The sequence below is a fragment of the Noviherbaspirillum saxi genome, assembly GCF_003591035.1.
Taxonomy (GTDB): Bacteria; Pseudomonadota; Gammaproteobacteria; order Burkholderiales; family Burkholderiaceae_D; genus Noviherbaspirillum; species Noviherbaspirillum saxi.
Map to the genome: position 1 here is coordinate 2,333,134 of NZ_QYUO01000001.1, position 16,964 is coordinate 2,350,097.

The 16,964-nt window shown below is 60.0% G+C and carries 10 protein-coding genes; 4 read left to right on the forward strand and 6 right to left on the reverse strand.

The annotated features are described in order from the left end of the window. The first annotated feature begins 7 nt into the window (after positions 1-7). Positions 8-1,171 carry a glutamine-hydrolyzing carbamoyl-phosphate synthase small subunit gene (gene carA / locus D3871_RS10865; protein WP_119768901.1) on the forward strand — a complete coding sequence of 388 codons (1,164 nt, stop codon included), beginning with the start codon at positions 8-10 and terminating at the stop codon, positions 1,169-1,171. Next, positions 1,164-5,033, forward strand: a complete 3,870-nt coding sequence (carB, locus tag D3871_RS10870) for a carbamoyl-phosphate synthase large subunit (protein WP_119768902.1) — start codon at positions 1,164-1,166, stop codon at positions 5,031-5,033. The genes carA and carB overlap by 8 nt, the downstream gene beginning before the upstream one ends. Before the next feature lie 144 nt (positions 5,034-5,177). Here carB and D3871_RS10875 read toward each other — a convergent pair whose 3' ends face one another. After that, entirely contained in the window at positions 5,178-8,279 is a 3,102-nt protein-coding gene (locus tag D3871_RS10875) for a hypothetical protein (RefSeq protein WP_119768903.1), read from the reverse strand. A 372-nt stretch (positions 8,280-8,651) separates the two neighbouring features. Here D3871_RS10875 and D3871_RS10880 point away from each other — a divergent pair, with 372 nt between their 5' ends. Together D3871_RS10880 and D3871_RS10885 are read left to right on the forward strand one after the other, a co-directional pair. Next, positions 8,652-10,604 (forward strand): response regulator, encoded by a 1,953-nt coding sequence (locus D3871_RS10880; protein WP_119768904.1) that lies wholly within the window; start codon positions 8,652-8,654, stop codon positions 10,602-10,604. Between the two features lie 8 nt (positions 10,605-10,612). Beyond that, positions 10,613-11,002 (forward strand): response regulator transcription factor, encoded by a 390-nt coding sequence (locus tag D3871_RS10885; protein ID WP_119768905.1) that lies wholly within the window; start codon positions 10,613-10,615, stop codon positions 11,000-11,002. Here D3871_RS10885 and D3871_RS10890 read toward each other — a convergent pair. From D3871_RS10890 to D3871_RS10910, 5 genes are read right to left on the reverse strand one after another with little or no spacing between them, the layout of a single operon-like run. Continuing rightward, complete coding sequence (locus D3871_RS10890; protein ID WP_119768906.1) at positions 10,999-11,976, reverse strand: succinylglutamate desuccinylase; 978 nt, start codon at positions 11,974-11,976, stop codon at positions 10,999-11,001. The two genes, D3871_RS10885 and D3871_RS10890, sit on opposite strands and share 4 nt — an antisense overlap. Positions 11,977-12,036: 60 nt before the next feature. Beyond that, positions 12,037-13,386, reverse strand: a complete 1,350-nt coding sequence (astB, locus tag D3871_RS10895; protein WP_119768907.1) for an N-succinylarginine dihydrolase — start codon at positions 13,384-13,386, stop codon at positions 12,037-12,039. A 25-nt stretch (positions 13,387-13,411) separates the two neighbouring features. Beyond that, positions 13,412-14,884, reverse strand: a complete 1,473-nt coding sequence (astD, locus tag D3871_RS10900; RefSeq protein ID WP_119768908.1) for a succinylglutamate-semialdehyde dehydrogenase — start codon at positions 14,882-14,884, stop codon at positions 13,412-13,414. Beyond that, positions 14,877-15,911, reverse strand: a complete 1,035-nt coding sequence (astA, locus tag D3871_RS10905) for an arginine N-succinyltransferase (protein ID WP_119770025.1) — start codon at positions 15,909-15,911, stop codon at positions 14,877-14,879. The genes astD and astA overlap by 8 nt, the downstream gene beginning before the upstream one ends. Positions 15,912-15,919: 8 nt before the next feature. Further along, positions 15,920-16,939 (reverse strand): arginine N-succinyltransferase, encoded by a 1,020-nt coding sequence (locus D3871_RS10910; RefSeq protein ID WP_119768909.1) that lies wholly within the window; start codon positions 16,937-16,939, stop codon positions 15,920-15,922. Between the last annotated feature and the right edge of the window lie 25 nt (positions 16,940-16,964).

The following is a 16,964-nucleotide window of genomic DNA, read 5'->3' on the forward strand; positions in this document are numbered from 1 at the left end:
ATCTTTAATGTGCCTCTTACCTAATAATCCATTTATCGCAGAAGAACGGATTGCCATCCTAGCGCTTGCAGATGGGTCGATTTTTCAGGGATTTTCGATAGGAGCGCCCGGTCACACGATCGGCGAGGTCGTGTTCAACACGGCCATGACAGGCTACCAGGAAATCCTGACCGATCCCAGTTACAGCCGCCAGCTCGTCACGCTGACTTATCCGCATATCGGCAATGTCGGCATCAATGCCGAAGACATCGAAGCCACCCGGATCCATGCTGCTGGCTTGATCATCAAGGACTTGCCCTTGCTGGCGTCGAATTTCCGTTCCACGCTGAGTCTGTCGGAGTATTTGAAAGCGCAAAACGTGGTCGGCATTGCCGGCCTCGATACCCGCAAGCTGACCCGCATCCTGCGCGAAAAAGGGGCCCAGAACGGCGCCATCCTGGCCGGTGAAGCCGATGTCGACAAAGCGCTGGCGCTGGCCAAATCCTTCCCCGGCCTGGCCGGCATGGATCTGGCCAAGGTGGTCTCGACCACCCAGTCCTATGTCTGGAATGAAACCGAATGGAAGCTGGGCCAGGGCTACGGCGCACAGACGGCGCCGGCGTATCACGTGGTGGCCTTCGATTACGGCGTCAAGCGCAACATCTTGCGCATGCTGGCCGAGCGCGGTTGCAAGATCACGGTGTTGCCGGCGCAGGCCAGTGCCGCCGAGGCGCTGGCGCTCAAGCCGGACGGCATCTTCCTGGCCAATGGCCCGGGCGACCCCGAGCCGTGCGACTACGCGATTGCCGCGACCCGGGAATTGATCGAGCGCGGCATTCCCACCTTCGGCATTTGCCTGGGGCACCAGATCATGGCGCTGGCCTCCGGCGCCAAGACCCTCAAAATGAAATTCGGTCACCACGGTGCGAACCACCCGGTGCAAGACCTCGACACCAGGCAAGTGATGATCACTTCGCAAAACCATGGTTTCGCGGTGGACCAGGCCACCTTGCCGGACAATTGCCGCGTCACCCACGTGTCGCTGTTCGATGGCTCGCTGCAAGGCTTTGCCCGCACCGACAAACCGGCATTCTGCTTCCAGGGCCATCCGGAAGCCTCGCCCGGCCCGACCGACGTCGCCCCCTTGTTTGATCGCTTCGTGGCGATGATGGAGAAACACAAAAATGCCTAAGCGCACAGAGTTACACAGCATCCTGATTATTGGCGCCGGCCCGATCATCATCGGCCAGGCGTGCGAATTCGACTATTCCGGCGCCCAGGCCTGCAAGGCCTTGCGCGAAGAAGGTTACCGCGTGGTGCTGGTCAACAGCAATCCGGCCACCATCATGACCGATCCGGACATGGCCGATGTCACCTATATCGAACCGATCACCTGGCAGGCGGTCGAGCGCATCATCGCCAAGGAGCGTCCGGATGCGATCCTGCCGACCATGGGCGGCCAGACCGCGCTCAATTGCGCGCTCGACCTGCACCATCACGGCGTGCTGACCAAATACGGCTGCGAACTGATCGGCGCCACGCCGGAAGCCATCGACAAGGCCGAAGACCGTTCCAAGTTCAAGCAGGCGATGACCAGGATCGGACTGGGGTCGGCGCGTTCGGGCGTGGCGCACACGCTGGAAGAATCGTGGGCGGTGCAAAAGGAAATCGGTTTCCCGGTCATCATCCGGCCCTCGTTCACGATGGGCGGCACCGGCGGCGGCATTGCCTACAATCCGGAAGAATTCGAGACCATCTGCAAGCGTGGCCTGGAAGCCTCGCCCACCTCCGAACTGCTGATCGAAGAATCGCTGATCGGCTGGAAAGAGTACGAGATGGAAGTCGTGCGCGACAAGAAGGACAATTGCATCATCGTCTGCTCGATCGAAAACCTCGACCCGATGGGCGTGCATACCGGCGACTCGATCACGGTGGCGCCGGCGCAGACGCTGACCGACAAGGAATACCAGATCATGCGCAACGCCTCGCTGGCGGTGCTGCGCGAGATCGGGGTCGACACCGGCGGCTCCAATGTGCAGTTCGCGGTCAATCCGGCCGATGGTCGCATGATCGTCATTGAAATGAATCCGCGCGTCTCGCGTTCCTCCGCGCTGGCGTCCAAGGCGACCGGCTTTCCGATTGCGAAGATCGCCGCCAAGCTGGCGGTCGGTTTCACGCTGGACGAGTTGCGCAACGAAATCACCGGCGGCGCCACGCCCGCCTCGTTCGAGCCCAGCATCGATTATGTGGTGACCAAGGTGCCGCGTTTCGCGTTCGAGAAGTTTCCGACCGCCGACAGCCATCTGACCACGCAAATGAAATCGGTGGGCGAAGTGATGGCGATCGGGCGCACCTTCCAGGAATCGTTCCAGAAAGCCTTGCGCGGTCTGGAAGTCGGGGTCGACGGCATGAATGAAAAGACCACCGACCGCGAAACCATCGAAGAGCAGCTGGGCGAACCCGGTCCGGAACGCATCTGGTATGTCGGCGACGCCTTTGCGCAAGGCTTCTCGCTGGAAGAAGTGCATCAGCTGACCCATATCGATCCCTGGTTCCTGGTGCAGATCAAGGAAATCGTCGATATCGAACTGTGGCTGGAAACCCAGACGCTGGAGGCGCTGGACAAGGACACCCTGTTCAAGCTCAAGCAAAAGGGCTTTGCCGACCGGCGTCTGGCCAAGCTGCTCAAGACCAGCGACAAGGCGGTGCGCGAGCAGCGGCGCGCGCTCAATGTGCGGCCGGTCTACAAGCGGGTCGACACCTGCGCGGCCGAATTCGCCACGCGCACCGCGTACATGTACTCGACCTACGAGGAAGAGTGCGAATCGCAGCCGACCGACAAGAAAAAGATCATGGTCTTGGGCGGCGGTCCCAACCGCATCGGGCAAGGCATCGAATTCGACTATTGCTGCGTGCATGCGGCGCTGGCGATGCGCGAAGACGGCTATGAAACCATCATGGTCAACTGCAATCCGGAAACCGTCTCGACCGATTACGATACTTCCGACCGGCTGTATTTCGAACCGCTGACGCTGGAAGACGTGCTGGAAATCGTCGACAAGGAAAAGCCGTATGGCGTGATCGTGCAGTACGGCGGCCAGACCCCGCTGAAACTGGCGCTCGACCTGGAAGCCAATGGCGTGCCCATCGTCGGCACCTCGCCCGACATGATCGATGCGGCCGAAGACCGCGAACGCTTCCAGAAACTGTTGCAAGACCTGGGCTTGCGCCAGCCGCCCAACCGCACCGCGCGCACCGAAGAAGACGCGTTGCGCCTGGCGCAGGAAATCGGCTATCCGCTGGTGGTGCGTCCGTCCTATGTGCTGGGCGGGCGGGCGATGGAAATCGTGCATGAACAGCGCGATCTGGAACGCTACATGCGCGAAGCGGTCAAGGTTTCGAACGATTCGCCGGTGCTGCTCGACCGCTTCCTCAACGATGCGATCGAAGTCGATGTGGATTGCCTGTCCGATGGCCAGCGCACCTTCATCGGCGGCGTGATGGAACACATCGAACAGGCCGGCGTGCATTCGGGCGACTCGGCTTGCTCGCTGCCGCCGTATTCGCTGTCCCAGGACACCATCGACGAACTCAAGCGCCAGACCGCGCTGATGGCCAAGGGCTTGAAGGTGGTGGGCTTGATGAATGTGCAGTTTGCCATTCAGCAGCATGAAGTCGATGGCCAGTTGCAGGATGTGGTGTACGTGCTGGAAGTCAACCCGCGCGCCTCGCGCACGGTGCCGTATGTATCGAAGGCGACCGGCTTGCAGCTGGCCAAGATTGCCGCGCGCTGCATGGTGGGGCAGTCACTCGACAGCCAGGGCATCACGAAGGAAGTGGTGCCGCCGTACTACAGCGTCAAGGAAGCGGTGTTCCCGTTCAACAAGTTCCCCGGAGTCGACACCATTCTGGGTCCGGAAATGAAATCCACCGGCGAAGTCATGGGGGTGGGCAAGACCTTTGGCGAAGCGTTCGTGAAGTCGCAGCTGGGGGCGGGCGTCAAATTGCCGACCTCGGGCAAGGTGTTCCTGAGCGTCAAGAACAGCGACAAGCCGCGCGCGGTGCAGGTGGCCAAAGACTTGGTGGAGCTGGGCTTTACGCTGGTGGCGACCAAGGGCACGGCCGCGGCCATCAGTGCGGCCGGGATTCCGGTGGCGGCCGTCAACAAGGTGGTCGAAGGGCGGCCGCACGTGGTCGACATGATCAAGAACAACGAGATTGTGCTGGTGATCAATACGGTGGAAGAAAAGCGTACCGCGATTGCCGATTCGCGCGCCATCCGCACTTCCGCCTTGCTCGCGCGCGCCACTACCTATACCACCATCGCCGGCGCCGAAGCCGCCGTCGAAGGCTTGCGTCATCTAGCCACTTACGACCTGTATTCACTGCAGAACTTGCACGAGTGGATAAACAGAAGCGCCAGCATGCACAAAAAGATTCCGGCAATTGTGCCTTTACACAACGCAAATATGTCGCGCAAGCGAGTTTCCGAGCCCGTCATGCATTCACTATTTCAATCAGCAAAACAAAGAACTGCCTTTGAACGTAATCGCAAGCGAATCAATCTTTTTATCCGGCAGCCGTTTACCGAATCCAGCGAACAAGAACAGTCTCTCGTTGCAGAAGCACTGAACCTGATTGAGACTGCGAACGGGACGCCGTATGAGTTTAATTATTTGACCGGGCTGGAAGCTGAAAGCGCGACCACGTTCCGAACCTCGTTTGAAGAAAAAACCGGACTGCCTTTCAATCCGCAAAATTTTCGGCAATATCGATTAGGCTTACTAAACCAGGCCGATGCCTTCATCAATATCCGCGTTGGATTAAGCGAAAGCAGTGCATTTGAACTGGCATATCATATTTTTCAAGGCCTCGGAACACCTGTTCTATTCCTCGTCTGGAAGAAAGCGCCGATCAAAACCACTCTATTGAAAGACCTTCAGAGTATGTGTGACGTCACTTACCTGGAATTCGAACAGGTGGACGACTTGCGGCAGGGCATCCATGAATTCTTTCGAAAAACAGAACTTGGACTACGACCTGTCATCAGTTGAATCAGTTAAATCTGTACATATACCGGCCCTTCTTCATCTTGCGAACCGCTAAAAAGATGTTTGAAGCGCCGTGTAGAGCAGCAATCACATTCGAACATTTACATTCGAACGGTCGCAGCAACTGCAGATTTGAGGAGCGGAATACTAGTCTTCAGACTTGGGCGATGTATCCGTCTGCGTGAGCTGATAAGACAATTGCGAGGATGCCGGCACTGGCGCGGACAAAGTCGCTGCATCGCGGACAATCGCGCCTGTTACCGGTGTACGCGTGAGATTGCCGCCATCAATACCATAGATATTCCAGGCCAGCGTCACCACAATGCCAGCGGCGAACGCTACACCTCCGAGCAAGGCGACCATCGGCCGTGTAATACCAGGACGCACAGCAGCTACCGGTGAGTCTGCAAGGATGGCTCTTGCGCGAACGTTCCAGGCAGCCGTCTTTTCGCTGTCACTGCTTATGCACCCGACCAGATCGGCGGCAAGGGCCTGCGCCTCGGCGCACTGACGCTCGCAGGTTTGGCGTAGCGCCTCTGCCTGATCGGCACTTGTGTCGGCATATTCTTTTTGACGGCGGGCTGATTCCGTCGCGCGGCGTTCTGCGACCACCCGCAGTTCTTCGGCAGTGCGCGCTTCTATCTGGGCGTCCTTGCGCAATATGGCTCGCTCTATCGCCGCCCTTTCAGCCACTGCGCTCTGTTGCACTTCCTCGCGCGCGATGGCGTCGGCAGCCTTGCGCCGCAACTCTGCCTGTTCGGCTGCTTTTTCGAGTTGGTGCTGCTCCGCCAGTAGTCTTGCCTGGCTGGCCTGTCGTGTTGCACGTTCGGCAGCATGGCGCTCCGCCTGTACCCGTGCATGCTCCTGTTCGGCATGCGCGCGCGCCTCTGCTTCCTGTTGCCATTGCTTTTCCGACGCCAGCTTGCGCTGGATGGCTTCCAATGCAAGCTGTTCCGCCGCAGCACGTTCTTTCTCGACACGTGCCAGTTCGATTGCTTCGCGCGCGTTCTTCAGCGCTGCATACGCGGCTTTGCGTTCGTGTTCGGCGCGCTCGGCCGCCTGCTGCATCAAATGCTTTTCGGCGGTCAGCTGGGCCTCGATTGCCTGGCGCGCCGACCGTTCGGCCTGCTCCCGCGCTCGCATTGCGTCGGCGTGTTCCTGTTCGGCCCGGGCGCGTGCTTCCGCATCGGCTTGCGCCACCTGTTCGGCCGTCAAGGTTTGCCGGACCGCTTCAAGCGCCTGCTGTTCCGCGACCGTACGCGCCTGCTCGGCACGCGCCAATTCGCTTGCTTCGGCGGCTTTCGCTTCTGCTGCGTCGGCCGCATTGCGAGCGTGCAGCGCCTGCTGTTGCGCCGACTGAAGCGCTTGCTGCTCGGCCGCGAGCTTGTGTTGGGCGGCTTCCAGCGCTTGCCGGGCAACAGCGGCACGCTGCTGCTCAAGCGTGAGCTTTTGCCGCATGGCTGCGAGCGCTTCCTGTTCGTCGTTCGCACGCTGGCGTTCGAGACGTGCCAGTTCGACGGCTGCGCGCGCTTTTTGCAGCGCGGCTTCCGCCGCTTCGCGCTGAATGTCAGCGCGCTCCAGCGCCTTGGTCAACGCCAGATTGGCCGCCGCTGCTTCCTCTTCCTTTGCGATGCGTGCGGCGCAGTCAGTCTGTTCCCGCATGCGCAGCAGGCTGGCGTGCTGTGTATCCGCATCGGCACGCGCCTGCGCCTGCGTAATGGCCGCCTCCTCGGCACGCGCTTTTTCCTGCAGCGCGGCGACCGCCCGTTGCTCCACATCGACACGTTCGCGCTCAAGACGGGCAAGCTCCATTGCTTCGCGGGCCTTGGCCGCGGCGAGTGCAGCTGTCTGGCGCTGCAGTTCCGCATGCTCGGCTGCACGGGCCAGCGCCTGCTGTTCGGATTCGGCGTGCTCGGTTGCCATGGTGTACGCGGCACGCTCCAGCTCAACCCGTCCTTCCGCGAGCTGGCGTGCGCGCAACTCTATTTCACTACGTGCCTTGGCGGCATCGGAAATAGTTTGCTCCGCTTCGGCACGTTCGCGTGCCTCCTGAATGCCGCGGGCTTCGGCGTCGATCCGGGTACGCGACTGCATGTCCGCATGATGTTCGGCTTCGACGCGAGTCAGCGCCATCTGCTGCAGTTCACGCTCGGTGCAAATGCGGGCTTCAGTTGCGGCGCGGATGCGGTCTTCGGCTTCGCGGCGCGCTTGTGCTGCGGCCGCTGCCGTTGTCTCCGCGTGTTCGCGGCGTGCGGCAGCTTCCCGCATTTCGACTTCGGCCTGCAGCCTGAGGCGCAATGCTTCCGCGACCTTGCGTTCGAGATCAATGCGCGCTTGGGCGGCGGCTTCGTTTTCCTGCTCGGCGAGCACGCGTGCGCGTGCTTCTTCGCGCGCACGTATTTCGATCGGTGCCCTGCTGAGCGCGGCGTGCAATGCCGTCGCTTCTTCGCGTTCGCGTTCGCGGGTGGCGGCAAGCGCTTCGATGCGCGCCTGGGCCAACCTTTCCGATGCCTGACGAGCTTCCTTTTCGCGCCTTTCCTGTTCGCGCGCCATGTCGGCGATACGGGCATCGGCACGGGCGCGCGCCTCGATTTCCTGACGCGCGGCTTCAGTGGCGGTTGCGCGCTGAGCTGCTTGCCAGCGAGCGAGTTCGGTTTCCTGTGCCAGCTCTTCCGCGGCTGCGGCAGCGCGTGCCGCCAGTTCGGATTGGATGGCCAGATGCTCGGCTGCGCGCTCGCGGGCTGCGCGCTCGGCACGGGCACGTTCTTCGGCGACGCGGCGGGCCTGCGCATCCACCTCGGCGCGCGCGCGCAATTCGTCGGTTTCGCGCTTGACGGCGGCAGCGCGCGCTTCGCTGGTTTCACGCGCCTGGCGCTCGGCGTCGTACCGGGCGTGAGCCGCTTCAATCGCTTCCTCGGAAGCCCTGGCGTTCTGGTACGCCTCGGCGGCGGCGGCGGCTTCGATCCGCGCGCGATCTTCTGCCAGGGAACGGGCACGGGCTTCGGCATGGGCGCGGTTTTCGGCGGCTACTGTCGCCTTGGCTTCGGCCTCGACGCGGGCAATCGCTTCGCGTATGGCTTTCAGGTCGACACCGCCATTGCCGGATTCGGAAATATCGGCCGCACGCAGGATGCGATCCGGATTGCCGCGTGCCTTATTTTTTCCTGCCGATGCGATTCCGGTCGCCCCATCCTCAGGACCGTCGTCCTGAAGTTTAAGGTTGTTGCGCAATGCCTGATTGGTATCCATGTGTCCGCTCTCGCTGGATGGGATTCCGGCGAATTATTGTTTATGCCATGGGCCGGAATTTCATACCATGCATTATCGAGCCGCGAAAAACAAATAAGCCTTTGAAAAGAAATGAATTTGGGAGTCATTTCGACGATATGGCCGATGCGATGCCCCGCGACAGAATTACCGGAAACGTATTACAGTAGCCGGATGCCGCAATCGCGCACGTTTAGTGTCCTGAGTTAGAAGTTCGCCGAATAAAACTGATGAAATGGACCTCATCCTTCGCCTCGCCTGACGCCCATTGCATCAGTTTTATTTTTCAACGAACCTCTAACTCGGAACACTAGGCGAAACACGCTGTCTGCGGTTGCCAAACAGGACATCGACATGCAACCAGAAAACGAACAAGCTTATTCCGCCGCCGCAAGCCAGACGCCTGTGGATTCCAGTGCACTTGCCATGGGCAATCTGCTGGCAGACATGAATCACGATATCCGTACGTCCATGAACGGTATCGTCGGCATGCTAGAACTGCTGCTGGAAACCGGCCTGACCGCCGCCCAGCACGAATACGCCCGCATCGCCCAGGACAGTGTCGATACACTGCTGCAGGTCATTGAGCGCATTGTCGATTTGTCACTTCTCGAATCCAATCAGTTCAGCCTGACCCGGCTTCCCTTCGATCTGTTGACCGAAATGCGCGAAGCCTGCGCCGGCAAGGCTGCCATAGCCGAGTCCAGCGGTCTGCGTCTACATATCGGCTATCCGCAGACCGCACTCCTCACCGGCGACCCGGCCAGGTTGCGCCAAGTGGTTGGCATCCTGATCGATACCGCAATCCGCATTGCCGAACGCGGAGAGATCCGCGTCGCGACGGAACTGCACATAGACCAGGCAGTCGGAAAGCTGCGCATGGCGGTCCATGCAAACGGCCCGTCCGAGGCAGGCGAGCAGCTGACCACGGCAATGAATCAACCCCTGCGTACCGGTATCGCTGCGCTCAAGGTGCATGGCAAAAATGCGGTTGAACTTGCCCTGTGCGTGCGCCTGGCGCGGCTGATGGGCGGCAGCGTCAGTGTGGACAGCGTGCCAAGCCATGGAGCCAACCTCCGGCTCCTGCTCGATCTTCCGCTTGCCGCTGCATGCGTCGCCGGCACTCGTGTGCTGCTGCTCGCAGACACCCCGAAAAAATGGACCGCTGCACTTTCTACGCTGACTGATGCAGGCGTGCAGATCGATGCCGCCGCCCTGGTAACCGATGGCCTTGACCTGTTGCGTCAAGCGGCTGGCACCGACGCACCCTACCGTATCGTCCTGCTCGAGCCTTCGGTAGGCGGCATGCCGGCCGATATGCTGGCTTCCGCGATCCGGAATGAGCCGGCTTACGCGAAAAGCGGATTGGGCATTCTTTCAAACGACACCCATGTGCGCCCGGACGCCTTTCTGCGGCAGGGCTTCGACGCGGTCATCCTGCCGGCGATGACACCGGCGGCACTGATGCAATCCATGTTCCGGCTCGCCGGCGTGGCGGGCCCCGATACGCTCGGAGCAGCCGGGATCAGCGCTCCTCCACAGCAGTATGTTTCGGGCGTGTCGTTCGACGGCAAGCGCGTGCTCGTCGCCGACGACAACATGGTCAACCAGCAGGTCGCGATGCGCATGCTGGAAAAAATCGGCTGCCGCGTCGACATCGCCAGCCATGGAAATGAAGCAATCGAAAAACACGGCGCGACGCCTTACGACCTGGTGCTGATGGATTGCGACATGCCTCACCTCGACGGTTATGAAGCAACCGCACGCATTCGCCAGTTACCTGGCTCGGCAAAACATGTTCCTGTCATTGCGCTGACCGCCTGTACGACACAGGAAGAACGCGATCGATGTGCGGCTGCGGGCATGAACGATTTTCTGTCGAAGCCGATCCGGCCGCAAACGCTCAAGGATATGCTGGCCCGCTGGATGCCGCGCGCCATCCCGAACGACACCGCGATGTCGGGCCCGGCCGGCGATGACGAACTCGAAGCCATACGCGACATGTTCGGCGCCGATTTCGCCGAACTCGCGACGCTGTATCGAAACGACAGCCCACCACGCGTGGCCGCACTGCGTGGTGCGCATGCTGCCGGCGATGCCGCAATGATAGCCAAGGTCGCGCATGCCTTTGCCGGCAGCAGCGCTTCGATAGGTGCTACCCGTTTATCTGTGTTGTGCAGCGAACTGGAGGCGAGCGCCAAGCTGGTAATGCCGACAGACATCGACGCCCGGCTTCACGAGATTGCAACGGAATACGCGCGGATCAGCGCCAAGTTGCAGTCCCTGCTTGAAACAGAAAGGACATAAGAAACGCAATGCTGATTCCGTCCAAGCAACTGAAAGTCGTCATTGCTGACGATGACAGCACCACCTGCAGCGTACTGCGTCTGCTGTTACGCGAACATGGGCACCAGGTAGTGGCCGAAGCCCGCGACGGCGAAAAAGCCGTGGAGCTGTGCGAACTGCACAAGCCGGATATCGCCTTTCTCGACATCGACATGCCGAAACTGAACGGACATCAGGCGGCGCAACGGATTCGCGACAACACGCCGGGTGTGGGCATAATCATGATCAGCGCACTACCGACCTTGGAAAACGTACAGAACGCATTGCAGGCGGGTGCTTCGAGCTTTGTCGTCAAGCCGTTCAATGCGGTGAAGGTGGAGGATGCGATTGCACAATACATGCGGCAGAAACAGCTTTAACTTTTTTCCCTGACCACCATCAAGCCCGCCCTTAGACCGGGGCGCACGTCCGGATTGGGAAACACGACATACTCGGTCTCCGGTCCCACGCGGTATTCGATTTGCCGATCCTGTGCAATCAATGATCCCGGCGGCAGTGCAGTAAAATTTTTTGTGCTCCGGTCAAACGACAGACAGAAAGCTTCGCTGTGCTTGATCAGTTCCTGCGTTACCCGAAATACGGCAGGCGCCGATCCCGCAGGCGGGACGCCTGTGTAAATGAAATCCGACAACGCGGCTGAAGTATCAGCAAAGCGCGTCAGGTCATTCTTTCCCAGTGTTCCGACCTGCCCGAGTTCCACCGTTGCACTGACAGCGCCGTATCTCTCGGCGGTATAGGCGCTGTAAGTGCCGGCCGATGAAGGATTCAGGATTGCCGCTTCGATACCGGCCTTCCCCAGCCATGCCAGCAAGGCTTGCCTTCCATTCTTGTCGATAACCTCGGGCACCACCGCGAATGTCGGGTAGTACGACTCCCGGATTGCGGTATGCAGGTCCAGGTGCCATTTTTCGGCCTTAGGAATGTCGAAGAAAGCTGTCGTGGCACTCATGATGTCGTCTGCCCGTTCGGCCTCGCGCGTCGTCTGAAGATCACCCCGCTCGCTGCGGAACATTCGGTTCAGGTCGGCATCGATGTATCGCTCTTCTGCTGCAATGGCAGCGGGGTTGCCGACTACGATCATGAGGTCGAGTACGAGTCGATGCGGTGCGGTTATCAGTTCGTCGAGGAGGTGGGCGAGCATTTCCAGCGGTGCGGTTTCGTCGCCATGGATGGCGACTGATAGCAAGAGCCGTGGTCGAGAGGATTGTGCCGGTGAGTGGATGAGTTGCAGGATGCCAGGGGCTGGGGTACTGGCTGTCATGCCGGCTTTGACGAAGGGTTCTGTGAGAGTGGTCAGGTTGCCGGTTGCGAGTGCGGTGATTGTGGGATGCATGAGGCATTCCTTTTTTTGCGTGTATTACCTGCTCGTTCGTTTGGTGCTTTATTCGTCACGTTACTGGGCAAAGTTGGCATAAAGCCTCGGCAAACCGAGAATACCCTCCAGTTCTTCCAGGGCAATCTGCACCTCCACCGCCAACACAGGATCGACCAGATCCTCCGGCGCCAGCCGATCGCGATAATGTTTCTCGACCCAGGCAACCAGACTCGCATACAGCGCTTCATTCATCACCACCCCTTGATGCATGGCAGCCGCCTCATCTTCTGTCAAGGCTACCCGCAACCGCAGGCAGGCAGGTCCGCCACCATTGCGCATGCTCTGGCGAAGGTTAAAACTGATCAGTTCATCAATCGGTCCACCGCTGCCGGTCAAATGCCGCAGAAAGCGCGCCACCGCCGGGTTTTCTTCGCATTCCTGCGGTACGACCAAGGCCATGCGGCCGTCTGTTTTTGACAGCAACTGGCTGTTGAACAGATAGCTTGAGACCGCATCCGCGACCGATACCTCGGCAGCACTGACACGTATCGCCTGCAACTCCGTTTGCACATCTGCCAGCGCTTTTCGCAGCGCGGCCATGGCCCCGCGTTCATCGCGAAAAGCGTGCTGGTGATAGAACAGTACGTTGCCATTACCGACTGCGATCACATCATTGTGAAAAACGCCCTGATCTATCGTATCCGGTTCCTGCTGGATGAAGATGGCGCGCTTGTCGGGAAGGCCATGCAGACGCGCCACCGCCTGGCTTGCCTCCAGCGTCTGTCGCGCGGGGAAACGTCTTGGTGACGGCGCGTCGGGATCGAATTCGATCCTGCCGTACGCGAACATTTCTATCCCGGGTGCACCATGGCTGGCACACAAACGCGTGTGATTGGCTGCACCTTCGTCGCCGAAGGCCGGGGTCGCGGGCAAGGAATCGTGCACGAGAAAATGCCGGTCGTTACCGAATAGCGCACGCAATGTTCGCGCAGTCTGTTCATGTTCATACGAGCGATGCAGTTTATTGTTCAGATTGGCCACCGTGAAATGCACACGGCCGTCCGCAGTGTCGGCCGATGGGCTGACTGTCGCGGCGTTTGCGGTCCACATCGGCGATGCCGAATAGGCGGACGCCAGAATGAAAGGCGCTTCCCTGTAAGCACGTGCCAGCACATCGGCATCGCTGCCGGTAAAGCCAATGCTGCGCAGCAGGCGAAAGTTCGGGCGGACCTGCGGCGGCAACACCCCCTGCGCGAATCCGCGCGCTGCAAGCGAGCGCATCTTTGCAAGCCCCTGCAAAGCGGCTTCCTTCGGATTGGAGACGCTCTTGAGATTGCGATGCGATGCGACATTGCCGAACGAAAGGCCGGCATAGTTGTGCGATGGACCGACAAGTCCGTCGAAATTGAATTCGCGTGCATTCAGCATGAGATACCTTGCATGGCGTTTGGTATTAGAACAGCAGACCGGGCGAAAGCTGCCTGGGCAATTCCAGTTCCGGCGTTTCTATCGACGCTACCGGATAGGCGCAGTAGTCGGCAGCATAATACGCGCTGGGACGATGATTGCCTGACTTGCCGACACCGCCGAACGGGGCGGTGCTGGCCGCACCCGTGGTAGGCCGGTTCCAGTTCACGATGCCGGCCCGCGCCTGCACGGAGAATTGTCGCCACAGGGTTTCATCTTCGCTCAGCAGGCCGGCAGCAAGGCCATACCCGGTTGCATTTGCCACACGTACCGCCTGCGTAAAATCCTCTACGCGGATTACCTGCAGCAGCGGGCCGAACCATTCTTCATCGGGCAGCTCCCCGGCTTCGGTCACATCGACGATGCCGGCCGATAGGAATCCGGTTCCCGGCTGTAGCAAACGCATCAGCAACAGGCTTTTCGCGCCGCGCGCCAGCAGGTCATCCTGCGCATCGAGAAGCCTGGACGCGACTTGAGCAGACACGACCGGCCCCATGAAAGGCGGCGGTACCGCATCGAAACGTCCGACCGTAATTCGCGACGCTACGGCCACCAAACGGTCGAGCAATACCTGTCCATGCGGCGAATCTTCAACAATCAGGCGGCGCGCGCAGGTACAACGCTGACCAGCGCTGACAAAGGCTGAAAACACGACATGATGAACGGCGGCATCCAGCTTGTCCGGATTGCCGATGTTCCACGCAACCAGCGCATTGTTGCCGCCCATTTCCAGGGCCAGCATTTTTCCCGGCTGCCCTGCGAACTGTCTGTGCAACATGACGCCGGTCTGGTAGCTGCCGGTAAAAAGAACGCCATCCAGTTCTGCATGGCGCGCCAGCGCTGCCCCGGTGTCGCGTCCACCGTTGAGCAGGTTAATCACACCAGCTGGCAAGCCGGCCGCGATCCAGAGTTCCATTGTCTTGATTGCAGTTTGCGGTGCATATTCACTGGGCTTGAAAACGATGGTGTTGCCGGCGATCAGTGCCGGCACAATATGGCCATTCGGCAGATGGCCGGGAAAATTGTACGGCCCGAATACACCGAACACGCCATGCGGCCGATGTCGCAGCACCGCCTTGCCATCGGGGACGGTGGCAAACGATTCGCCAGTGCGCGCTCCATAGGCCTGAATGGAAATATCGATCTTGTTTGCCATCGTCGTGACTTCGGTACGCGCTTCCCACAAGGGCTTGCCGACTTCGTGCGCAATCAGCAGGGCAAGTTCCTCGCTCTGTTCCTTCAGCAGATCGCGAAAGCGCTTGCACACCGCAATGCGCTCATCGACCGGGCCAAATGCCCAGCGGTCGAAGGCCGCGCGCGCAGCCTGGCAGGCAAGCTCCACTTCGTTTTCGGTCGCCTGCGTGCCTCGCCAGATGACTATGCCGGTCGAGGGGTCGATCACTTCAAGCGGCGCACCGTCGCCGGCTATCCATTGGCCATTCAGGTAGTGACTATGCATGGAGTATCTTCTTCGGGTTAAGCGCCATCGTGCGCACCGGGTCCCCGGCGTGAATGCCGAGCAAGGCTTGGTGCGAATCATCAAGGCCAATACGGCCTTGTTCCGGAAAGGCATCCGTCGCGATGATACGGAACTGTTGCATCGAATTTGTGGCGACAAGACAGGGCACGCCTGCGACATCGCCGGACAAGTCGTCGACTGTCGCCATTTCGCTTTCGCGCACCGCACGCAGTTCAATCACCCTCGCCTGCAGTACCGGGCCGGCATCGAAAATGTCGACATAGCCTTCGTAATGCATGCCTTCCTGCTCCAGCAGATGCCGCGCCGGTGCCGTGTCGACATGCACGCGGCCAATGACGTCCTGCGCTTCTTGCGGCAGATAGGCGACATACAAGGGGTGGCGCGGCATCAGTTCGGCGATGAAGGATTTTTGTCCAAGGCTGGTGAGATCATCCGCGCGGCTGAAATCCATCTTGAAGAAGTGCCTGCCCAGACTATCCCAGAATGGCGATGTGCCGTCGCTACGCTGGAAGCCGCGCATTTCGGCGATCAGTTTTTCGGGAAACAGATGCGGGAATTGCGCGATGAACAGGAAACGGCATTTCGACAGCAGTTTGCCATTGCTGCCAGTGCGGTAATCGGGGTGCAAAAACAGCGAACACAGTTCCGCGCAACCGGTCAGGTCGTTCGACAGATACAAGGTATCCATGCGCGAAAAAATCTTCAGTTCGTTGCTGGAATGTACCAGTGTGCCGAGTCGATAGTTATAGAACGGTTCGTCGAGTCCCACCGCGCTCTTGATGGCAGACACGCCTGCCAGTCGGTTACGCGCCGTATCCTCCATCACGAAAACATAGTCGCGCTGCGCAGGCGCAATGGTTTCCGCGAACGAGGCACAGGCGATTTCGATGCGCCGGCCCAGCGCCGCGCGATCGGGCTTGAGTGTGGTCATTCCCGGCCCGACCTGGGTGGCCAATTCAAGCAAGCCTTCCAGGTCTCCTTCTCTGATAGCGCGTACCACTAGCATCGGCGGCCTCATGATTTCACGCACAGTACAAATTCGCCTTCGCTCAGTTCGAGCTTGCGCAATACTGCTTGCGGCAGGATGATCTCGCCCGACAGTTCGACGATCCTGCATTGGACGAGCAGCGCCCGGAAATTTTCTTCACGTGCAGTGGCGATCATCCAGGTTTCTGCCCCGGCGTTGTCGGCATCGCCGGCGTAGGCACGACGCAGCGTCGACGCGGAAAAGGAACGCAAGGCATTCCTGTGTGCCCGCAGTACCGGTCCGCCGTCAAAAATATCCACATACTTGTCGGGCTCGAAACCTTCCGCCGACAAGATACGGAACGGCAGTTCGGCTTCTGCATGCACCTGGCCCAATGCAGCTTGGGCCTCATTGGGCAACAGGGGAACATAGACTGGATAGTGCGGCATCAGTTCGACGATCAGTGTGCGGTTGCGCGCGCCCTCGATCATGCGTTCGGCCTCCAGAAAATCCATTCCGAAAAACTTGCGGCCCAATGCTTCCCAAAACGGCGAGCGGCCGTTCGTATCGGTCATGCCCGACATCGATGCAAAGAACTTGTCGCTGAAGCGCTGCGGCGCAACTGCCGCAAACAGCAGGCGCGCACGCGACAGAAGCGCCGCGCCGCCAACGGCGCGCCGGTCGCATAGATGAAATCCCGACAATTGCGAATAGCTGGTCAGATCCGAACACAAACTGAGCGCATCGACGTGATGGCTGATATTCAGGTCGCGCGACACCTGGCTCAACACATCATGTCGAAAGGCGAAGAAGGTGCCGGTCGCGCCGGCCGTCGCCGATATGGCCGCGGTGCCGGCAATCGTCTCATCCGGTCCTTCCATCACGAAAAAATAGGCTTCTTCGCTCGGCATCTCGGGAGCAGCGGAAAACGATGCGAGCGAGCGCTCCACCGCGCGTTCGATGGTCTTGCGCGTTCGCGGCAAGGTATGTACGCCAGGAGTGGACGCCGTCGCCAGCGCTTCCAGCAGCGGGACATCCCTTGCTTCTACAGGCCGGACGACGTACATGGGTTCTCCATTCACGATCGAACTG